Source organism: Psychromonas sp., assembly GCF_047632995.1.
GTDB lineage: Bacteria > Pseudomonadota > Gammaproteobacteria > Enterobacterales > Psychromonadaceae > Psychromonas.
This window is the reverse complement of record NZ_JBLIEK010000020.1, coordinates 1-21943: the sequence shown is the minus strand read 5'-3', so window position 1 is coordinate 21943 and position 21943 is coordinate 1. Positions and strand designations below refer to the sequence as shown.

Sequence of the window (21943 nt, the reverse complement as noted above, 5' to 3'; positions counted from 1 at the left end):
GCAGGCTAAACCAGTTGAGTTGCATACAAAGGAGCTATCGATCAGGAATATTAAAACGCTGAACGACGCAATTCATAGGCATCAGAAAAAGCGCTAATAACGTCGTGTTCGTAAGGCTTTAACCCTGCAACAATCATTTTTTTAACGCCCCGGCCAATCACTTTCTGGCCATCAAAAATATTAAAATGAAGAAAATTATGAGCGCGTTTCGGTTCCACTTCAAAGTAGGAATCAGCTAATTCCACATGTAGCGGATTGTTAAGCACTAAGCTATCAAATTCAAAGCTCATGCTGTTATACATAACGAGCGGACGGGCTGGATTAAACATCACATTATGTTTTTTCATCAACGGCATCAACAATGTCGGGAAATTTTGCCCTGAAAAAAGCACATAGTTTTTGATTAACGACTCGATTAAAGCGGGATCATGGCAAGTGCTGCCCTTCTTATCAATCTCTAACACACTTTTACCCAACTCGTTAGTAATAACAATCTTATCCCCATCAGCCTCCGGAAAAACTAACCCCATGCTATCGCCCACCATATTGGTAAAAGTAAAGCTCATGGATTCACTTACCCCATATACAGTTAAAGCCAGTGAAAACAGTAAATCACCCGGTACGCAAAAACGCTTATTATCAGGATCATGGATAGGGTTGAAATCGTGACATTGTTGCTTTGCAAAGGTGCTTGCCTGTTGTGCTGAGATACGCACTAGATCGCCACTCTTTGTGTAATAAGATTCTAATAACATCAAGGTTCTCTTAAATAGGGATGAGTAAAACTCAAATAACAGGAAAATAACACAAAAAGACATTTTTACTTGCCTCTTTTTTCCGATTAACCGTTATTTTGTAAAATAAATAACAAAAATAAAACGTTTATAATAAAACATATAAAATGTGAGTGGCCAATATAGTGATAAAATGGTTGTAAATAACTAATTTATTTGCCTATCTATCGACTAAAACTTTGTTTACTTTCAAACTGATGTAAACTAATAATTTAGAGTTTACTAACATGGAAGCGTTATGCTATCAACACGCCTGACCACTACTTTTACGGCTTTCCTGCCTTGTCTATTTATAGTTTTAACGCTCTATATTTCGCAAGCCGTTGCGCAAGTTATACCACAACGGGATGATGTACAAACAAAATTGGATAGTATGGGAGATCCCGATACGCTGACAGTTAGCCAAAAAGCGGATCAAGACTTTTTATCTGAGACCCTAATTTTATTAGATAATATAGAAGAAGAACAGGTCAAGGCTGAACAGCAATCCTTACTTATCAAATCATTACCGACTGAACTGGAGAGCATTGAGAGTAAACTGGCAGCATTAAAACAAGTTAAGGGAGCAATACGGCTTAATCAAGAACTCGAAAACCTGACGCTTGATCAATTGGATATCCGCGAAAAAAAAATCATGACGACCATGCAAGCCATTCATGAAGAACTTGGCGTAATAAATAGTCAATTAACAAACTTACAAACATTGCCGGAACGTACTCAAAACAGCCTGAGTGATTTATATCAGCAAACTCTTAGTATACGTACTCGTCTTAATTCAAGTCAGGATCTCAGCAGCGCTGAAACCGGTAAGTTAAATGCACAGTTATTACTACAAGAGCTGCAAATAACTCAGATAAAAACGCAGCTCTATCATCGTATCGACATCCAAGCTTTAGTTATTAAACAGCGTGAATATAAAGATGCCCTGCTCGCTGATGAAGAGCTAAAACTTAAACTGCTACAAGCAAAAGTCAGTGCGATACGACTGGCTAATATCGAGAAAACCGCCAAACAAGATGATCAACTTCTTAATTCCGATAGCAACCCCCTGATTAAAAAAGAGCAGAAAGCGAATGATCAAATCGCCCGTCAGCTGATGGATGCGACAATTGCCCTTAATTCACTGGTTAAAAAAAATCTTCAAGTTAAGAATGCGCTGGATCGTGGTATCCAAACAGAGCGCAATATCAATGAGCAGGTAAAAAGAATTACTGACGATCTGCTTCTATCACGCATTCTTTACTATTTTTATCAGCAGCTGGAATCGCTACCTAAAACAGTAGTCAAAAACCTCGACGATAATATCGTTGAACTGAATTTGCTTCGATTTGAGATAAACCAGCAACGAAATCAACTGTTCCATATGGATAAATATATGGAAAATTTGCTAGCGAGTGTCGATGAGCCGGTCAGCAAACAGGAAAAAGAGATCCTGTCAAAACTGCTTGATGCGCGTATTCGCCTGCTGGATCAGCTTATCCGCCAGCTCGATACCCAGCTAACCACCTCTATCGACATGCAATTAATGCAGCAGCAATTGAAAGAGATTTATGCGGTTATCGAACTCATTTTGGAGCAACATATTTTCTGGGTTAGCAGTAATAAGCCAATTGATAGTAATTGGTTTATTACTTGGCCCGCGAATGTTTTAAAACAAACCACGAATTGGCTTGAAAACTTTAACTGGCAAGGCTGGAAAGAGTTCTCAGTTGCAACTGCCTTTCGACTGTTTTTTCTACTGCTTGGTGCTATTGTACTGATCTGGAAGCGGCCCTTAATAGTTGCACAGCTAGATAAAATAACGAATGATCTGGGCCGTTTCCGCTTAGATAGCCAATGGCACACACCAAGGGCCGTTCTGTTGGCGATACTGCAACATCTGCCCGTCAGCATGTTTATTCTTGCAGCCGGTTTTTTATTGGTCGATAGCGACTTATTAACGGCGAAATTCATTTCCCAAGTCAGCCTGAATCTTTCTATTGGTTATTTAATGGTCAGCACCTATCTTTCAGTCATGAAAATAGGCGGAGTGGCCGACACTCACTTCCAAATTCCGCGTGGGGAACTGCAAGAAAAATTTAGGAATATGCGCTATTTATTGATACCTATGATGCTGCTTATCCTTTTATCAACTAAAGCACAGGTGGCCCCCTCCAGCCTTAGCAATGATGTTATCGGTCAGACAGCGACCTTGCTATTGCTCAGCCTGATTGTCTATATCGCCTTCCCTTTATGCAAAAAAAGTATCCAAAATAAAGATAAAAAGAGAATGCCGCACATATTCACAGATGTTGTCCTTGTGATCGCGCCAACTGTGCTGATCGTGTTACTGGTATTGGGTTATTACTATACGGCTTTAAAATTAACAGGCCGCCTAATCGAGTCCTTTTATCTGATTATAATTTGGACCTTAGTTTATCGCACTGCTCTGCGGGGATTGGAACTGGCCGCACGCCGTCTGGCCTATCGCCGAGCCACTGCGAAACGGGAACACAAATTACAGGAAAATATCGAAGGGGTTGACTCCATTGAAGAAGAGCCGATGGCGTTGGAAGCGGTTAGCCAACAGTCATTACGCCTGACCAAAGTGTTATTACTGATGATTTTTGGGGTTGCATTTTACCTTCTCTGGTCAGATCTCGTGGCTATTTTTTCCTACTTAGATGGCGTAGTGCTTTGGCATAAGAGCGAGGGTATCGGTATTAATGCCATACTTTATCCGATTAGTCTTGGTGATATTCTCACCGCTCTATTTATTCTAAGTGGCGCCATCCTCTTATCACGTAACCTGCCCGGTTTACTCGAAGTATTGATTCTCTCTAAGTTGAGCCTGGAAAGAGGCACCGCCTACACTATCACTACCATGTTGAATTATGTGCTGCTCGGTGTAGGGGTAATGGTTGCTTTGTCTCTGCTCGGCCTGCAGTGGGACAAGTTACAGTGGCTTGCTGCTGCATTAACGGTTGGGATCGGTTTTGGTTTACAAGAAATTGTTGGTAATTTTGTTTCCGGCATTATCATTTTATTTGAAAGACCGGTAAGAATTGGCGATACACTGACCATAGGATCTTTTACCGGTACCGTTTCCAAGATACGGATAAGAGCAACCACTATGCTGGATTTTGATCGTAAAGAAGTCATTATCCCAAATAAAGAATTGGTTACCGAGCGCCTTATCAACTGGTCTTTGAGTGACACGATAACGCGAGTGATAATAAATGTTGGCGTCGCCTATGGTTCAGATCTACAACTAACGCGTACCTTGCTTGAACAAGCGGCAGATGAAAACACTCTGGTATTGAAGGATCCTGAACCGATTGTTTACTTTCTTACATTTGGCGACAGCACGCTTAACCATGAATTACGTTGTTTTGTGAATGATTTAGATAATCGTAATCCAACTATAGATGCATTGAATCGAAGAATAGATACCCTGTTTAAAGAAAATGGTATTGAGATAGCATTTAATCAGATCGATATTCACATTAAAAATCAGGCAGATCAAACAGAAAAGCCCGTCAATCTTTCGAAGTCTGCACTGGCTGATTCTTAAACGATAGATACTGATGGGTTAGCGCTATTTGCGAGATAAGCAATTTAAGAGCTAACTCAAAGAAAAAATTTTAAAATATTTATAGAATATCTTGATTATAAAAAGATTAGTCTAGCGCGTCAGAATTAATCTAAGCCTATAGGCAGTCACAATTTTTCATGCCTTATCTTTTTCTGTGACTCACTAATGACAGGGCAAAAAAATATTGTTATCTCAATACATTAATCGCGAAAGCAAACCGATATTTTCACTGAGTGTAAAGACAGGTCTACTACTTGCAATCGTCTATCTAATTAGCGGTAAACTCAGCTTAATGCTGGCGCTTCCCCCTGGATATGCATCACCGATATTTCCGCCTGCGGGGATTGCAATTGCCGCTGCATTAATTGCCGGCAGGAAAACGTTCCTGTGGATTTTACTTGGCTCATTATCACTTAATTTATGGATAAGCTACTCCGCCACCCAGACCATCAATACACAGGGGCTGGTTATAGGCATCATTATTGCAATCGCCTCACTACTACAGGCAGCAGCAGGGGGAAGGCTACTCCGTAAGGTAATAGGTTACCCCTGCGCCTTGGATAATCATCGAGATATCCTGCGTTTTCTACTGCTATCCCCCCTCATTTGCTTGATCAGCGCCACTATTTCGGTTTCCGCCTTATTGACTCTTGATATTATTAAACCAGATAGCTTTATATCAAACTGGGCTTCCTGGTGGGTAGGCGATACCTTGGGTCTAATGGTAATGCTGCCATTGATTATGACCTTTTTTGGCAGTCCAAAAGAGTTATGGCGAAGTCGCAGGACCACTGTAGCGATTCCTATGCTGGCTATTTTTCTGTTTTTCATCGCCGCGTTTATCAAGGTAAACCAGTTTGAATACTCACAATCGCTTGCAGATTTCCGGCAATACTCGCTACAAACCAGCATTCAGCTGCAAAGTAAGTTAGATGAACAAGAATCCTTGCTCGAACAAATGGCCGGATATTTTCTTCATGATGACAATAGCAAACCGTCGCGGGCTGAATTTCAACGTTTCGTAAAAAAATCACTGCAACGATTCCCTATGATTCAGGCTTTATCCTGGGCACCAAGAATCAGTGGCGAGCAGCGCAGCGCGTTTGAGATAGCACAGCGCAAAGATTTCCCCCGTTTTACAATCCGTGAGCGTGACAAGAGCGGACAATTACAACCCGCCGCAGCGCACAATTTTTATTATCCAGTGACCTACTTAGAGCCATTGGCTGGCAATGAAGTAGCCATGGGATTTGATCTTGCCTCAAATCAGCTACGTCAGGAAGCGATCAACAAAACCAAAGAAACGACCAAGGTCGCTATATCGGCACCGATAACACTGGTGCAAGATAGCCAGAATCAGGTTGGCGTGTTATTAATTCTAGCCATTGACCCTCATTATAATGAATATGAGGTGGTCAACTCAGTGCTGCGCATGAGCGATTTTATCAATAAACTGCTGCCTGAATTACAGCCTCTTATCTATACCCGATTGTACGACCTCGATGCTCAGAGCGCACTTTACGACAACTTTGAATCGCAAAGCGCGCCGGTATTTTACACAAAAACATTCAACTTTGGTTCGCGCCATTACCGCTTGGAAACCACGCCAACGCCCGCTTATTTTAAGCAACATAATGGCTGGCAAAGCTGGGGAGTGCTGGCTATTGGCATGATAGGTACCAGCTTATTGGGATCACTGCTGCTGATCGGCACAGGTTATACTGCCCGCGTAAAAAATCAGGTTGAAGAGAGAACCCACGAGTTGGAGTCAAGCCAAGAAACCGCAGTGAAAGCGCTTGATGATCTACAATACCAAAAATTTATTCTGGATCAGCTCGCCGATGTTACTGTGACGGATCTCCATGGCACTATCACTTATGCTAATAAAAAATTCTGTGAGATAAGCGGTTATGAGGAACAGGAACTGCTCGGAAAGAACCATAACATAGTGAATTCAGGCGTGCACTCGGAGCAGTTCTTCAGGGATATATATAAAACTATCCAGTCTGGTCAAGTATGGAAAGGCGAAGTCTGCAACCGCGCCAAGAACGGTAAATTCTATTGGGAGACAACCACCATAGTCCCTTACCTCGATGGCGCTGGCAAACCTGAGAATTATATCGCCATGCGGACGGATATCACCGACAGGATAGAGATGGAAGAAGCGATGCGCGAAAGCGAATATCGCTGGAAATTTGCATTAGAGGGGGCCGGTGACGGCGTATGGGATTGGGATATTGCACACAGCAGCGTATTTTTCTCAAAACGCTGGAAAGAGATGCTCGGTTTTACAAACGAAGAGGTTGGTGACAGCGTAAGTGAATGGCAGAAACGTATACATCCTGAAGATAAAGCAAAAACCATGGCCGTATTACACGACTATCTGGATGGCAAGACAACTACTTACGTCAGCGAGTATCGCGTTAAATGTAAGGATGGCGGCTGGAAATGGATTCTGGACAGAGGCATGGTGGTTAGCCGCGATACTAACGCAACCCCTCTACGTATTATTGGCACCTATACAGATATCACCGAACGCAAACATAACGAGCAACTTGTGCAGCACATGGCACATTACGATCTACTTACGGGCTTACCTAACCGAGCATTGTTTAGCGATCGTCTAAACTTGGCATTTGCCGCCGCCAAGCGGGCATCCGTACTGCTTGCTGTGATGTTCATCGACCTTGATAAATTTAAACCGATCAACGATCAATTTGGCCATCATATGGGAGATTGTCTTTTACAAGAGGTGGCCAAGCGAATACAGCACAGTTTGCGTGAATCTGATACTGTCGGCCGCATCGGTGGTGATGAATTTGTGGTGTTGCTCCCCAACATTAAATCTGAGCAGGACGCTATCGACGTTGCAGAAAAAATCCGCACAGCGCTCAATCAATCATTCTCCCTAGCGAAGCAGGCTCTGAATATCTCATCAAGCATAGGCGTGGCGATTTTCCCGCAACACGGCGGGGATGAAATGCAGCTGATGAAAAATGCCGATATTGCCATGTATCGCGCGAAAGAGAGCGGACGCGATAGCGTGAGGCTTTACTCTTTTGCTATGCAAAATGAGAAAAATAATGATTGAATTGTAGAAAAATTGATGAGAATGACGCAGCCTTGACGTCAAGAGATTAAATAATGGCCCCACAGATTATCTTAACCTCCTCAGAATCCCCTTAAAATTTAAACATAAGTTGCTTGTAAACTTGTTACAATACAGTTTTTGTATTTTGGGTGGAATAATGAATAACGGCAACGATCCGCTGCATGGCGTGAAACTTGAACAGATCTTAATTGAACTGGAAAAAAAATTAGGCTGGCAGAAGATGGGAGAGTTACTTAATATTCGCTGTTTTACCGATAAACCACGTCTTAAATCAAGTTTAAAATTTCTTCGCACAACCCCTTGGGCCCGTAATAAAGTAGAAATTTTATATCTGAAAACTTTTTCCAGTGAAAATGAAGCGACCGGGCAACGGATAAGAGGTCTTATCGCCCAAAAGAGAGCATTATCTGAAACTCCCACTGCCAAGTCAGACGCGTTTATTTGGCCTACACTCAAAGAAGAAGAATAGCTTGGGCTAGCTAGAAACTGACATTGCTAAAGCTGATAATTAAAAGTGAGGATAAATTACCTTTCATGCTAAAATTGAACGGTACTGTTTATTTTTCTGAAGGATAAAAAATATCTCTATTATCAAATAAGCAGAAAAATAATTAATTAAGCATTAGGAAATTACAACAATGGCACAAGAAAACAAATTTGATTACAGCATTAAACAAGATGGCGATAAATGGGGTGCTGAAATCATTCGTCGAGTAACGGCTCGTAGAACCAGCGTTTCAAAACAAAAAAAAGGGTTTGAAACGCAAGAGCTAGCAGAACAATGGGCAAAAGAGACGTTAGTTGGCTACCTCGAAAACCTGCAAGCAGGTAACAAACGTAAATCTGAAAAACGTGCTGTTCGTAATGAATTAGCCGCAAAAGCAGAAGCGGAGAAACAAGCAGCGAGCGCTTTATATGAAGAAAAACGTTTAGCAGCATTTGAAGAAGATGATATAGAAGAATAAATTTATACCCGAACCGCTCGGGTATGTCATTCATTAGCAGGTTATTAATCCAGCCTGCTACATTTAGAGAAAAAGTGATGGGTCACTTATCTAAATTACGTCTCAGCTGTCTATTTTTATCAATCACCCCCTCTCTGCTCTTTGCAGAACAATATATCTGCTCCAGTCAGAGCGCGGAAGATGGATTTGTAGATACAGGCTACCATTATCTAAACACTAAATTTTGTCAGCCCGCAGTTTGGTTCGATAGTTTTTTTATGGATGAGCAAAGCCGAGAATATGGTCATGCCGGCAGTATGCTACGTTGGTACAATGATTTTTCCATGGTTGAAAAACGAGGGTTTGTATATAAAAGCGGATTAACGGTACGTCTCTACCTACCCAACTTCACGCGCAAGTTAAAACTTGTTTTTGAATCCGAGGAAGAAGATCAGCGGATCGGAATGTTATCAAAAGAGAGTGAACAGACACAGAGCACTTTCGGTTTACGTTATGACCTGTATAGCAAAGGCCGCAGCAGTTTTAATCTAAAAGCAACATTAAGACCCGGCATTGAGGCTCGTTATCGTTACACTTACCCCTTCTCAGAAAAAACCATAGGACGTTTTACACAAAAACTCTACCAAAGGAAAAATGTAACAGGTGAGATAACGTATCTGGATATTGATTATTCAATCAATCCAATATTTTTATTTCGCTGGGCTAATTTTTTAAAATTTGAAACTGATCTTCATGGTTTTGAAACAGGCTCTGGCTTTACCTTATATCAATTTATTTCTCCAACACAGGCGATCAGCTACCAAACCAGTATTACAGGTAGGAACAACCCTTATCACTATATTAACAATTCAAATATTTCTGTTACCTACCGCCACAATATTTTAAGGAAATGGTTTTTTTATGAGATTATCCCAGAGATAAACTGGAATAAAGAAGCGGATACACTGCGTGAACAAGAGTTGATGATTACACTGCGTCTAGAAGTGTTATTTAAAAATATTTAACATTATAAATAAAAAGACCCCGTTAAATAACGAGGCCTTTAGTAAGCACTGTTTAATTAGCCGTTATTACCAACCCGTGACTTCACGTAACGCTTGACCGATTTCAGCCAGTGATTTAGTCGTTTTTACACCTGCATCTTCAAGCGCTTTAAATTTATCTTCAGCCGTCCCCTTACCGCCAGCAATAATAGCGCCAGCATGCCCCATACGCTTACCTGCAGGCGCGGTTACACCGGCAATGTAGGAAACAACGGGTTTAGTGACATTCGCTTTAATAAATGCAGCAGCTTCCTCTTCCGCCGTACCACCAATTTCACCAATCATAACAATTGCTTCTGTTTCGGGATCCGCTTGGAAAAGTGTCAAAATATCAATAAAGCTTGTTCCAGGAATTGGATCGCCACCAATACCCACACAGGTAGACTGGCCAAAACCTTCATCTGTAGTCTGTTTTACAGCTTCATAGGTTAGCGTGCCAGAGCGAGAAACAATACCTACTTTACCTTTTTGATGAATATGACCGGGCATAATACCAATCTTACATTCATCAGGCGTAATAATTCCCGGGCAGTTAGGCCCAATCATTACAACATCAGACTGATCTAATTTTATTTTTAATTCAAGCATATCCAGCGTTGGAATGCCCTCAGTGATAGTAACAATTAATTTAATACCCGCATCAATCGCTTCTAAAATCGCATCTTTACAAAACGGTGCAGGCACATAAATCACACTTGCCGTTGCCCCTGTTTTTTCAACCGCTTCCCGCACTGTATTAAAAACAGGTAAACCCAGATGGATTTGTCCTCCTTTACCCGGCGATACCCCACCGACCATTTTTGTTCCGTAATCAATCGATTGTTCACTATGGAAAGTACCCTGACCACCGGTAAATCCCTGACAAATTACTTTTGTCTCTTTATTAATTAAAATACTCATTATTTACCCGCTCCTACAGCTTTAACGGCTTGTTCTGCAGCATCGTTAAGCGAAGTTGCCGCAATAATATTTAGTCCTGAATCCGCCAGTTTTTGACGTCCGAGCAGCGCATTATTACCTTCTAAACGAACGATAACAGGAACAGATACACCAACCTCTTCAACGGCGCCAATCACACCATCAGCAATAAGATCGCAACGTACAATACCACCAAATATATTAATCAGAACGGCTTTAACTTTTTCATCTGAAAGGATTATTTTGAATGCTTCCGTTACACGCTCTTTGGTTGCACCGCCGCCAACATCAAGAAAGTTAGCCGGTTCCCCCCCCTTTAACTGCACTATATCCATAGTACCCATTGCCAATCCTGCACCGTTAACCATACAGCCTATATTGCCATCAAGCGCCACATAGTTAAGCTCCCAGTGCGCTGCATGTACTTCACGTTCATCTTCTTGTGAAAGATCATGCATTTCACGTAATGCTTTTTGACGGTACAGTGCATTTGCATCAATATTTATTTTACCATCAAGGCAAATCAGATTATTATCAGCGGTTATCACTAACGGATTAATTTCTAATAACGCGAGATCTTTATCGTTGAACATTTTCGCCAGGGCTAAAAAGATATCAGTGAACTGTTTAATCTGTTTACCTTGTAAAGCAAGTTTAAATGCAAGCTCACGGCCCTGATAGGGTTGCGCGCCAACCAGCGGATCAATCATTACTTTATGGATAAGCTCGGGTGTTTCTGTCGCCACCTGCTCAATTTCAACGCCACCTTCGGTTGAGGCCATAAACACGACACGTTGTGATGCACGATCAACAACCGCACCTAAATAGAGCTCATTAGCAATATCTGAACAGCGCTCGACTAATATTTTATTGACCGGCTGCCCATGGGAATCTGTTTGAATAGTAACTAGTTTTTGACCTAACCACTTATGCGCAAAATTGCGAATCAGTTCTTTGGATTTAACCAGTTCAACACCACCCGCTTTACCACGGCCACCCGCATGCACCTGACATTTAACGATCCATTTATTACCACCTAACTGAGATGCCGCGTTGACAGCTTCCTCTGCAGTGTCACATGCAATTCCTTTAGGAACAGGAATACCGTATGCGGTGAACAACTGCTTTGCCTGATATTCATGCAAATTCATGATTCATTTCCATTATGTTTGGTTAAACTAATGACCTTATTATATAGGTCGCGATTGTCGAAGCAAGCGTACATTTCTATCTAGGCTGTTGTTAATACAGCCATTTGGGTTGAATAAACAGCAAACGTTTAAATATCCAAAAGAAGGCGTGCTGGATCTTCAAGTAATTCTTTAATCGTAACTAAAAAGCTCACCGATTCTTTGCCATCCACTAAACGATGATCGTAAGAGAGTGCTAAATACATCATAGGTAAAATTTCAACTTTGCCATCAACAGCCATTGGCCTGTCTTGAATTTTATGCATCCCTAAAATAGCGGATTGTGGCGGATTGATAATAGGGGTTGAAAGTAATGAACCAAATACGCCACCATTGGTGATAGTGAAGTTGCCGCCAATCATTTCATCAACGGTTAATTTTCCATCTCGCCCTTTGACGGCCAGCGCTTTAACCGCCTTTTCAATTTCCGCAACATTGAGTGTATCTGTATCGCGCAATACGGGGGTCACTAAACCGCGCGGTGTTGAAACTGCAATGCTGATATCGAAAAAGTTATGGTAGACAATATCATCACCATCTATCGCGGCATTTACTTCAGGGTAGCGTTTCAGCGCTTCTGTTACCGCTTTAATATAAAATGACATAAAGCCTAAACGAATACCGTGTTTTTTCTCAAACAGATCCTGATATTGTTTACGAAGATCCATAATTGCTTTCATATTCACTTCGTTAAAAGTGGTCAGCATTGCCGTTGAGTTTTTCGCTTCCAATAACCGTTCAGCAACACGTTTACGCAGACGCGTCATAGGTACGCGTTTATCACTACGCGCAATAACTGCGGCAACAATATCAACTTGCGGGGCGGTCTCATCTTTATTCTTCGTTTCACGATGATTTTCAACATCAGCACGGGTAATTACGCCGCCTTTACCCGAGCCTTTTATAGCATTGGCATCAATGCCCTCTTCAAGCATTAAACGGCGTACTGAAGGGCTTGCATCAGCCACGCTAACTGCTGCTGGAACTTCTGTTTCGGACGTTTTTTCAGGGGCAGGTCCCTCTTCTAATTTACCTATTAATTGCTTAGAAAGTACCGTTGCCCCTTGATCTTCAATAATCTCCTGCAGCGTACCGGATGCCATTGCTGACACTTCTAAAACTACTTTATCAGTCTCAATTTCAACAAGTACCTGATCGCGTTCGACAAAGTCACCTGCTTGTTTATGCCATACTGCAACGGTGGCATCCGCCACTGACTCGGGAAGATCTGGAACTAATATATCAATCATAATTAATGCTTCCTACTGTAAAATTTTTAAAATTAAAATAAGGTTTTTTAGATTCTTTTTTATAATTCCGGCTCTGCAAAAGCGAGTGCTTCATTGACTAATTGTTTCTGCTGCTTTAAATGTAACGACATATAACCGACAGCTGTCGATGCAGAGGCTTCCCGGCCAGCATAATATAATTTTGCATCCTCGGGCAATACACCTCGAAAATGATGTTGACTACAATACCATGCACCTTGGTTTTGCGGTTCTTCCTGGCACCAAACAAAATCTTTAACATGCGCGTAATCGATAAAAATCTTATTCACTTCATCGGATGGGAATGGATAGAGCTGTTCTATACGGATAATAGCAACATTGTTGAGTTCCTGACTGCGCCGTTTTTCTAATAACTCATAATAAACTTTACCGCTGCATAGCACCACGCGATCCACCGCTTGCAGATCTAAGGAATCAATTTCAGCGATTGCATTTTGGAATGTGCCGGATGCAAGCTCATCTAGATTTGAAACCGCTAAAGGGTGTCTGAGCAGTGATTTAGGTGACATCACAATTAATGGCCGGCGCATAGAACGAACCACTTGACGACGCAGCATATGATACACCTGTGCGGGGGTAGAGGGTATGCACACCTGCATATTATGCTCTGCACAAAGCTGTAAATAACGTTCTAATCGCGCAGATGAATGCTCTGGCCCCTGCCCCTCATAGCCATGAGGCAACAATACGGTCAAGCCACACAGGCGTCCCCATTTCTGTTCACCCGAAGATAAAAACTGATCAAAGACCACCTGCGCGCCATTAGCAAAATCACCAAATTGTGCTTCCCAAATACATAAGCCTTTGGGTGCGCCAGTTGAATAACCATACTCAAATGCTAAAACGGCCGCTTCAGATAAAACCGAATCATAAACATCAAAATGACCTTGTTGATCAGAGATGTTTTTAAGCGGAATATAGCGTTCACCCTCGTTTTGTTCGTGCAATACAGCATGACGGTGGAAGAAAGTACCGCGCGCCGAATCTTGTCCTACCAGACGAATATTATATTTGCAGTCAAGCAGGGTTGCATAAGCTAAATTTTCAGCAAACCCCCAATCACAAAGTTTTTCACCTCGGGCCATTGCCTGCCGATCCGCATAAATTTTTCTGACACGAGGATGGTGCAGCTGTTCAGCCGGATATTGGCTGATCGACTCAGCTAATTCAACAAGACGTGCTTTAGGGAAGTGTGATTCATAGGGTGCGTACCAGTTTTGTCTAAGGTAGGGAGACCAATCTATAGAATGGCTCTGCATCGCCTGCCACTCTTTAACCACGCACTCACCGTTATCAAGTGCTTCCCGATACTCTTCCACCAGCTGTTTGCCATAGTCTTTTGTTATCACACCTTCACTTTCAAGCTGCGCTACGTAAATTTCACGCGGTGTCGGATGTTTTTTGATTTTTTGATACATTAAGGGCTGGGTTGCACTGGGTTCATCGGCCTCATTGTGACCATGGCGACGATAACAAACCAAATCGATAACCACATCGCGCTTAAAAGTATTGCGGAAATCAAGGGCTATCTGCGTTGCTAAAATAACCGCTTCAGTATCGTCCGCATTAACATGAAGGATCGGTGCCTGTACCATTTTTGCAATATCCGTACAGTAACGCGTGGAACGGGTATCTTCTCGATTTGATGTGGTAAAACCAATTTGGTTATTAATTACAATGCGGATAGTGCCACTTACTTTAAACGCGCGTGCTTGCGACATATTGAATGTCTCCTGCACAATTCCCTGCCCTGCAATGGCAGAATCGCCATGTATGGTAATGGGTAAGACGCTTTCACCAATGCTCTGCAGCCGTTCTTGACGTGCACGTACCGAGCCTAATACAACCGGGTTTACTATCTCTAAATGGGAGGGATTAAATGCCAGTGAAATGTGAACATTGCCTTTCGGTGTTTTAAAATCGCTGCTAAAGCCCTGGTGATATTTAACATCACTTGAACCATTCACCTGACCATGTTTACCTGCAAATTCATCAAATAATGTATTGGGTTTTTTCCCTAGTACATTCACTAACACATTAAGACGACCTCGATGGGCCATACCCAACACAACTTCTTGAGCGCCCTGTTCACCCGCACGGCGAATTAACTCTTTGAGCATAGGCACAAAAGTATCGCCCCCCTCTAAAGAGAAACGTTTCGCGCCCGGAAATTTAGCGCCGAGATAACGCTCTAGTCCTTCAGCTGCCGTTAACTCTTCCAAGAAACGATTTTTTGCTTCATCACTAAAGGAGGGGTTACTTTCACACGATTCGATGCGATTCTGTAACCAGCGTTTTTCATCGGTGTTGGTGATGTGCATATATTCGGCGCCGATTGAGCCGCAATAAGTACGTTTAAGAGAAGCGACAAGATCGCGTAAGATCATTGTTTCATTGCTCGCGGCATAGGAGCCGACATTAAAACTTGCGTCAAGATCCGCCCCTTCTAGCTCATGATAGAAAGGATCTAAATCTTTAACCGTCTCATGCTGAGTTAATCCCAGCGGATCAAGCATCGCCACTTCATGGCCACGATTACGATATGAACCAATTAGCTGTAAAACTTGAACTTGTTTGGCATCATTGTGTATAGCGCCTTGTGGCGGGGCAAAACATTTTGGTTTTTTAGCCGACTCTTTCATCTGCGCGCGAATAACCGAATGCGCTTCTTCTGGTAGTTCACTAACCTGCGGCAATCCATCAAACAGGTTGCGCCAATTAGCATCAACAGCGAGAGGATCTTTTAAATAGGACTCATAAAGCGCTTCAATATAAGTAGAATTCGCCCCAGAAAGGTGTGATGAAGCTAACCATGTTTCCATAACATTAGTTGGCATGAAAATTCCTTATTATTCTTTTAGTTATAATTAAATCGCACGTTGTAATAACATTGATTTAATTTTACCAATTGCTTTGGTCGGGTTTAATCCCTTAGGGCAAACACTGACACAGTTCATAATACTATGGCAACGAAAAACACTAAATGCATCATCTAAATTATCAAGGCGCTCTTCTGTTGCTGTATCTCGGCTATCGATAAGAAATCGGTATGCCGCTAACAACCCGGCTGGCCCAATAAACTTATCTGGGTTCCACCAAAATGAAGGACATGAGCTTGAACAACATGCGCATAATATGCATTCGTATAATCCGTCCAGTTTTTCGCGTTCGATTGGGGATTGTTTAAATTCACCAGCGGGCGGATGTCTATCATCAGTAATTAAATATGGCTTTATTTTTTCATACTGAGTATAAAATTGTGTCATATCGATAACCAGATCACGTACCACAGGCAAACCAGGTAGTGGGCGAAGCACTATTTTATCTTTTGCTAACAAATCCGATAACGGTGTGATGCACGCAAGTCCATTTTTACCATTAATATTCAGCCCGTCCGATCCACACACACCTTCCCGACAGGAACGACGGAATGACAAACTCGGATCTTGCTCTTTTAACAAAATCAACGCATCTAACACCATTAGATCCGAGCCTTCCGGTAGATCTAATATTAAATCTTGCATATAAGGTGCTTTATCAAGATCCGGGTTATAACGATAAACAGAAAATGTAACATTCATAATATATAACCTTCTTAATAAACACGCGCTTTAGGCGGAAAAGCATCTCGTAACACGGGGGCCATATTGACATCACGTTTACACATACTTATCGTTTCCGGGTTGAAAATAGAGTGATGCAGCCAATTTTTATCATCACGATCAGGATAATCGAAACGGCTATGCGCGCCACGGCTTTCAGTTCTAAAATTGGCAGCCATTGCCGTTGCAAATGCAGTTTCCATGAGATTATCAAGCTCTAAGCATTCAATGCGATTGGTATTAAATTCACTGCTCTTATCACCTAATTTTGCATTTTTCAGACGCTCGCGCAGTACTTTTAACTCAGCTAACCCCTCAGCCATCGCATCTCCTTCTCTAAATACAGAGAAGTTGTGCTGCATACATTCTTGTAGATCTTTACGAATTTGTACAGGACACTCAGTGCCGCTGCCCTTTTCCCAACGATTAAAGCGCGCAAGTGACGCATCGATATTTTCCTGTGTTACTTCTTTTATATTGCTTTCTTCATTTAATACTTTCCCCAAGTGCTTACCCGTGGCGCGGCCAAAGACCACTAAATCAAGCAGGGAGTTGCCCCCCAAACGGTTTGCACCATGCACAGAGACACAGGCTATCTCCCCGACAGCAAACAATCCCTTCACTTCAATATCTTTACCCTTTTTATCGACTTTTAAGACCTGACCATTGACCGTTGTCGGCACCCCGCCCATCATATAATGGCAGGTTGGAATAACTGGGATTGCCTCTTTAACCGGATCAATATGGGCAAAGGTACGCGACAGCTCACAGATCCCCGGTAGTCGCGACTCTAAAACATCTTTACCTAAATGATCTAATTTCAGTTTAACGTGTGTGCCCCAAGGGCCTTCACAGCCACGCCCTTCGCGAATTTCAATCATAATAGAGCGCGCAACGACATCGCGCCCCGCTAAATCTTTTGCATTGGGCGCGTAACGCTCCATAAAACGTTCGCCATCTTTATTGAGCAGATACCCCCCTTCACCGCGGCAACCTTCTGTCACTAATACCCCTGCGCCAGCAATACCCGTGGGGTGAAACTGCCACATCTCCATATCCTGCACCGGTACACCTGCACGCAGTGCCATACCGATACCATCACCGGTATTAATATGGGCATTGGTAGTCGAAGCATAAATCCGCCCAGCACCGCCGGTCGCCAGTACAGTTGCGCGCGCTTTAAAAACAGCGACTTCACCACTTTCAATCTCAATGGCAGTACAACCGACGACATCACCATCATCGTTTTTAAGTAGATCCAGGGCATACCATTCAGAAAAGATAGTGGTCTTGTTCTTAATGTTTTGCTGGTAAAGGGTGTGCAATAATGCGTGCCCGGTGCGGTCAGCAGCAGCGGCTGTGCGCGATGCCTGCTCGCCGCCAAATGCTTTGGATTGTCCGCCAAACGGACGCTGATAAACACTGCCATCTTCAAAACGGGAAAAGGGCAGCCCCATATTTTCAAGTTCTCGCACTACCTCCGGCCCGGTTTTACACATATATTCAATGGCATCTTGATCACCAATATAATCGGAACCTTTCACAGTATCGTACATATGCCATTGCCAATCATCCTCATGCGCATTACCAAGGGCAACCGTTATGCCGCCTTGTGCTGAAACGGTATGCGAGCGGGTTGGGAATACTTTACTTATCAGCGCGCAACTTTTCCCCTCTTGGGAAATAGAGAGCGCCGCGCGCATGCCTGCGCCACCAGCGCCAATTACAATCGCATCAAACTCTCGAATAGGAAGCGCCATCTTAAATACCCCACAAAATTACAAAACCAGAAATAACATATATAAATGCAACAGACGTTAATGAAAATTGTAAAAAACCGCGTAATAAAGTATTTTTCACATAATCAGTTAACACTTGCCAGATACCTATCCACGCATGCACCAATAACGCTACCAGTGCAAACAAGGTAAACACTTTTGTTAACATTAACGAGAAAAATCCGTGCCACAGCGCATAGGAAATATCCGCTGAGCTGATAAAACCTATCAAGTAGATAATATATGCAAGCAGTATAACTGCACTGGCACGTAATAATAGATAATCATGAACACCGCTTCTACCTAAGCTACCAGCAACCTTTACCATACTAAAATCCCCGCTAAAACAGATAATACCGCTGTTAATATAAAAGAAAATTTGGCGCTCAACACAGCGCTGTCCATCTCTTCCCAAAAGCCCAGATCTTGGATCATATGACGGACACCAAAAACCGCATGGAAAGCAAGTGCTGTCAGCCCGCCCCAAATAACAAAGTCAAACAGTGGATGATCAAAATAACTGGCGACCGTCAGGAAATCTTGCTCTGAACTCAATGAACAATTTAGCAGTATTAGAAACAGCGCTAATACAATAAATACAATGACCCCTGATAGACGATGCAATATTGAAGCGATTGCTGTTATAGGGAACTTAAGCGTCGATAAGTCTAGATTTTTAGGTCTCTCTTTGCGCACAATTTATCTCTTTTTATTAACGAATAGGGAGGGGTTAGTTAATAGATACAACATAGATAGCATTGTTAGCACAATGTTAAGGTTTTGTAACTGACTGATACTGTTTTTGGCCGATATGTGGCAATGGAAAAGAAATTTTGTGATAGATATTACAGATTTACATTAACCTGAAAAATTCGGTCAATACAAGCTATTATCAATATCTTAGATAATATTTATGGTTACTTTTAATGCATATTTAAATGACTCAATTTTTCAGATCTCAAAGTAAGTAGGTTAAAATTGACAAGGCCAAAATTAGCCTGTAAAAATACAGGCTGTGAAATTCACGCGTATCTTTAAAAAAGCAGGAGAAGATCAAATGTCGGAGCAAACAGCAATACTTCATTTACCAGGCCGAGAACCTATAGAACTACCAATCCTTAAAGGAACAGCCGGTAATGATGTAATTGATATCAGTAGTTTAGGAAGTGCAGGCTATTTTACTTACGACCCAGGATTTCTTGCAACCGCTTCGTGTGAATCAGCCATTACGTTTATTGATGGCGAAAAAGGAGTTCTTCTACACCGTGGTTACCCTATCGCTCAGCTTGCTGAAAAATCAGATTACCTTGAAGTCTGTTACTTACTATTAAACGGCCGACTACCAGATAAAGATGAATTTGATAAATTCCATAGAGTTGTATTGCACCACACTATGATTCACGAACAGTTGGCTAAACTTTATTCTGGTTTCCGTCGCGATTCACATCCGATGGCAATTATGGTCGGTGTGGTAGGTGCATTATCCGCTTTCTATCATGACTCACTTGATGTGAATAATGAGAAGCATCGTGAGATTGCCGCTTACCGCCTTATTTCAAAAATGCCGACACTGGCAGCAATGAGTTATAAATACTCCAACGGCCAACCTTTTGTTTATCCAGACAACAGCCTTTCTTATGCGGGCAACTTCTTGAAAATGATGTTTGCGGTACCCTGTGAAGAGTACAAAGTAAATCCCGTCCTGGAACGAGCAATGGACAAAATATTTATTCTGCATGCCGATCATGAACAAAATGCTTCAACCTCTACAGTGCGTTTAGCGGGCTCATCAGGTGCAAATCCATTTGCCTGTATTGCTGCGGGAATCGCTTCTTTATGGGGGCCTGCTCACGGCGGAGCAAATGAAGCTTGTTTAGTGATGCTGGAAGAGATTGGCAGTGTAGATCGTATTCCTGAGTATATTGACAGGGCTAAAGACAAAGATGACCCGTTCCGTTTAATGGGCTTTGGCCATCGTGTCTACAAAAATCACGATCCGCGCGCAACGGTTATGCGCAAAACATGTCATGAAGTATTACACGATCTCAAAATAGATGATCCGCTGCTTGATGTGGCCATGGAGCTCGAACGAATTGCCCTTGAAGACCCGTACTTTATCGATAAGAAACTTTATCCTAACGTTGATTTTTATTCAGGTATCGTATTACAGGCAATGGGCATTCCACGCTCAATGTTTACTGTTATCTTTGCAATCGCCCGCACCGTTGGCTGGGTATCACATTGGAAAGAGATGTTAGATCAACCGGGGCAGCGCATTGGTCGCCCTCGCCAGCTATATACAGGCGAAGTCGGTCTGCAATTTGAACATGTTGATGATCGTTGTAACTAAACTGTAAATAAACCATTTTATAGATTAAATATGCCAGTGTTTACACTGGCTTTTTTTATCTCTTATAAAAGCGATTAACGATGGCCATTTACCTTCCTGAACTGAGCGATAACAACACACTCTTCCCCGATATAAACAAAGCATTAGACAATCCCGATGGCCTGTTGGCAATGGGCGGGGATCTTCATCCACAACGTATAATAAATGGCTATGCGAATGGAATCTTTCCATGGTTTAGTGATGGCGATCCTATTTTATGGTGGAGCCCGAGCAAACGCGCCACTATCAAACCTGAGTTTTGCCATATCAGCGCAAGCATGAAAAGAGTACTTAAAAGCCAAAAATTTAGCGTCACTGTTAACAGCGCATTCTCAGAGGTGATAACGAACTGCGCCGCGCCAAGGGCCTCTCAAGCTGAGACTTGGATAACAGATACAATGATTGCTGCATATATTAAACTGCATCAGCAAGGTTTTGCTCATTCGATTGAAGTATGGCAAGAGCAAAAATTAGTTGGCGGATTATACGGTGTTTGTATCGGAACACTTTTTTGCGGGGAGTCAATGTTCAGTAAAGTAAGTAACAGCTCCAAAATCGCTTTTATCGTATTAAACCAGCATCTACAGCGCTTTCAGGGCAAACTCATCGACTGCCAAATGCAAACAGCGCATCTGCGCAGCATGGGGGTAGAGGAGGTATCTCGTTCGCAGTTTATTACTGAGTTAGTCAAATATAGGGCGCAAAATGTCAGCACAGGTTGCTGGGATACTCAGGAAATTTCGGTCAACGATAAAATGGCTAAAACATCTTAGCTTTAGCCATTTATCAGCTATTATCTGTAGGACCAACAACTAACAAGATTCTAATTGTTTACTCATTGCGGCCAGTACATCTTTACGGGTAATTAGACCGATATACCTATTGTTCTCATCTATAACTGGGTATGTTTTAGGTTTTAAATTTAACATCTGCTGTGCTAAATCGACAATACTCATATCAGGCTTAACCACAAGACAGCTTGTAACCATAACATCTTCAACCATTGCAGCTAATTCACAGTAATAACTTGCTTCAATCATTTTTGCCAAACAATCTTGCTCAGAAAGCCAGCCAATAACACGCCCGACCTCATCAATTACCGGGCCACCAATATATTTACTTTTGAGTAGTTTTTCAACGGCAGTTTCAATAGTCATCTCTTTTTTGAAAAAGAAGCTTTTGCCCGTTATAAAATGCGAAACTTGTAAATTATCCATATCGTTCTCTCTCCTTACTTTACTAAAAGCTTACTCTTTTTTAACAGATTGTCGATTTTTTTTAACAAATTT

Annotated in this window: 17 protein-coding genes; 7 read left to right on the top strand and 10 right to left on the bottom strand. The window is 42.2% G+C overall.

Annotated elements, in window-relative coordinates; all coding sequences use genetic code 11:
• Positions 1-50 precede the first annotated feature (50 nt).
• Positions 51-755, bottom strand: a complete 705-nt coding sequence (locus ACJAT7_RS05550) for a DUF3581 domain-containing protein (RefSeq protein WP_415225810.1) — start codon at positions 753-755, stop codon at positions 51-53.
• A 277-nt stretch (positions 756-1032) separates the two neighbouring features.
• Between ACJAT7_RS05550 and mscK the strand changes: the two genes are divergently transcribed.
• The 5 genes from mscK (at position 1033) to ACJAT7_RS05525 (ending at position 9449) form a co-directional block, all read left to right on the top strand.
• The gene (gene mscK / locus ACJAT7_RS05545) at positions 1033-4347 is read left to right on the top strand and encodes a mechanosensitive channel MscK (protein ID WP_415225809.1); all 3315 of its coding nucleotides are present in this window, start codon (positions 1033-1035) and stop codon (positions 4345-4347) included.
• Positions 4348-4552: 205 nt separating this feature from the next.
• On the top strand, positions 4553-7459 hold the full coding sequence (locus ACJAT7_RS05540; RefSeq protein WP_415225808.1) for a diguanylate cyclase domain-containing protein: 2907 nt from the start codon (positions 4553-4555) through the stop codon (positions 7457-7459).
• Positions 7460-7616: 157 nt separating this feature from the next.
• A complete protein-coding gene (locus ACJAT7_RS05535; protein ID WP_415225807.1) occupies positions 7617-7949 on the top strand; it encodes a VF530 family DNA-binding protein in 333 nt (110 codons plus the stop codon).
• A gap of 169 nt (positions 7950-8118) precedes the next feature.
• The gene (locus tag ACJAT7_RS05530; RefSeq protein WP_415225806.1) at positions 8119-8445 is read left to right on the top strand and encodes a DUF3622 domain-containing protein; all 327 of its coding nucleotides are present in this window, start codon (positions 8119-8121) and stop codon (positions 8443-8445) included.
• Between the two features lie 77 nt (positions 8446-8522).
• Entirely contained in the window at positions 8523-9449 is a 927-nt protein-coding gene (locus ACJAT7_RS05525) for a hypothetical protein (protein ID WP_415225805.1), read from the top strand.
• Positions 9450-9515: 66 nt separating this feature from the next.
• Here the strand turns inward: ACJAT7_RS05525 and sucD are convergent, their stop codons facing one another.
• From sucD to sdhC, 8 genes are all read right to left on the bottom strand, one after another.
• Entirely contained in the window at positions 9516-10388 is an 873-nt protein-coding gene (gene sucD, locus ACJAT7_RS05520; protein ID WP_415225804.1) for a succinate--CoA ligase subunit alpha, read from the bottom strand.
• Positions 10388-11557, bottom strand: a complete 1170-nt coding sequence (gene sucC, locus ACJAT7_RS05515; protein ID WP_415225803.1) for an ADP-forming succinate--CoA ligase subunit beta — start codon at positions 11555-11557, stop codon at positions 10388-10390. Before sucC ends, sucD begins: the two co-directional genes overlap by 1 nt.
• Positions 11558-11685: 128 nt before the next feature.
• Positions 11686-12846, bottom strand: a complete 1161-nt coding sequence (odhB, locus tag ACJAT7_RS05510) for a 2-oxoglutarate dehydrogenase complex dihydrolipoyllysine-residue succinyltransferase (protein WP_415225802.1) — start codon at positions 12844-12846, stop codon at positions 11686-11688.
• 59 nt (positions 12847-12905) lie between these two features.
• Entirely contained in the window at positions 12906-15722 is a 2817-nt protein-coding gene (locus ACJAT7_RS05505) for a 2-oxoglutarate dehydrogenase E1 component (protein WP_415225801.1), read from the bottom strand.
• Between the two features lie 30 nt (positions 15723-15752).
• On the bottom strand, positions 15753-16466 hold the full coding sequence (locus ACJAT7_RS05500) for a succinate dehydrogenase iron-sulfur subunit (protein ID WP_415225800.1): 714 nt from the start codon (positions 16464-16466) through the stop codon (positions 15753-15755).
• Between the two features lie 14 nt (positions 16467-16480).
• Positions 16481-18247, bottom strand: coding sequence for a succinate dehydrogenase flavoprotein subunit (sdhA, locus tag ACJAT7_RS05495; protein WP_415225799.1), 1767 nt, complete (start codon positions 18245-18247; stop codon positions 16481-16483).
• Position 18248: 1 nt separating this feature from the next.
• Positions 18249-18593: a succinate dehydrogenase, hydrophobic membrane anchor protein gene (gene sdhD / locus ACJAT7_RS05490; RefSeq protein ID WP_415225798.1), complete on the bottom strand. Its 345-nt coding sequence runs from the start codon at positions 18591-18593 to the stop codon at positions 18249-18251.
• Positions 18587-18961: a succinate dehydrogenase, cytochrome b556 subunit gene (sdhC, locus tag ACJAT7_RS05485; RefSeq protein ID WP_415225797.1), complete on the bottom strand. Its 375-nt coding sequence runs from the start codon at positions 18959-18961 to the stop codon at positions 18587-18589. The genes sdhD and sdhC overlap by 7 nt, the downstream gene beginning before the upstream one ends.
• A gap of 361 nt (positions 18962-19322) precedes the next feature.
• Here sdhC and gltA point away from each other — a divergent pair, with 361 nt between their 5' ends.
• Positions 19323-20615, top strand: a complete 1293-nt coding sequence (gene gltA, locus ACJAT7_RS05480) for a citrate synthase (protein ID WP_415225796.1) — start codon at positions 19323-19325, stop codon at positions 20613-20615.
• Positions 20616-20695: 80 nt separating this feature from the next.
• The gene (gene aat, locus ACJAT7_RS05475) at positions 20696-21427 is read left to right on the top strand and encodes a leucyl/phenylalanyl-tRNA--protein transferase (protein WP_415225795.1); all 732 of its coding nucleotides are present in this window, start codon (positions 20696-20698) and stop codon (positions 21425-21427) included.
• 39 nt (positions 21428-21466) lie between these two features.
• Here aat and ACJAT7_RS05470 read toward each other — a convergent pair whose 3' ends face one another.
• Positions 21467-21871: a CBS domain-containing protein gene (locus ACJAT7_RS05470; RefSeq protein WP_415225794.1), complete on the bottom strand. Its 405-nt coding sequence runs from the start codon at positions 21869-21871 to the stop codon at positions 21467-21469.
• Positions 21872-21943: the final 72 nt, after the last annotated feature.

Bases quoted from the DNA above. Each gene is read 5' to 3' on its own strand.
- ACJAT7_RS05525 (WP_415225805.1), top strand. From the start codon at position 8,523: ATGGGTCACTTATCTAAATTACGTCTCAGCTGTCTATTTTTATCAATC.
- ACJAT7_RS05530 (WP_415225806.1), top strand. From the start codon at position 8,119: ATGGCACAAGAAAACAAATTTGATTACAGCATTAAACAAGATGGCGAT.
- ACJAT7_RS05505 (WP_415225801.1), bottom strand. From the start codon at position 15,722: ATGCCAACTAATGTTATGGAAACATGGTTAGCTTCATCACACCTTTCT.
- sucD (WP_415225804.1), bottom strand. From the start codon at position 10,388: ATGAGTATTTTAATTAATAAAGAGACAAAAGTAATTTGTCAGGGATTT.
- ACJAT7_RS05535 (WP_415225807.1), top strand. From the start codon at position 7,617: ATGAATAACGGCAACGATCCGCTGCATGGCGTGAAACTTGAACAGATC.
- gltA (WP_415225796.1), top strand. From the start codon at position 19,323: ATGTCGGAGCAAACAGCAATACTTCATTTACCAGGCCGAGAACCTATA.
- sdhA (WP_415225799.1), bottom strand. From the start codon at position 18,247: ATGGCGCTTCCTATTCGAGAGTTTGATGCGATTGTAATTGGCGCTGGT.
- odhB (WP_415225802.1), bottom strand. From the start codon at position 12,846: ATGATTGATATATTAGTTCCAGATCTTCCCGAGTCAGTGGCGGATGCC.
- sdhD (WP_415225798.1), bottom strand. From the start codon at position 18,593: ATGGTAAAGGTTGCTGGTAGCTTAGGTAGAAGCGGTGTTCATGATTAT.
- mscK (WP_415225809.1), top strand. From the start codon at position 1,033: ATGCTATCAACACGCCTGACCACTACTTTTACGGCTTTCCTGCCTTGT.
- ACJAT7_RS05550 (WP_415225810.1), bottom strand. From the start codon at position 755: ATGTTATTAGAATCTTATTACACAAAGAGTGGCGATCTAGTGCGTATC.
- ACJAT7_RS05470 (WP_415225794.1), bottom strand. From the start codon at position 21,871: ATGGATAATTTACAAGTTTCGCATTTTATAACGGGCAAAAGCTTCTTT.
- sucC (WP_415225803.1), bottom strand. From the start codon at position 11,557: ATGAATTTGCATGAATATCAGGCAAAGCAGTTGTTCACCGCATACGGT.
- aat (WP_415225795.1), top strand. From the start codon at position 20,696: ATGGCCATTTACCTTCCTGAACTGAGCGATAACAACACACTCTTCCCC.
- ACJAT7_RS05500 (WP_415225800.1), bottom strand. From the start codon at position 16,466: ATGAATGTTACATTTTCTGTTTATCGTTATAACCCGGATCTTGATAAA.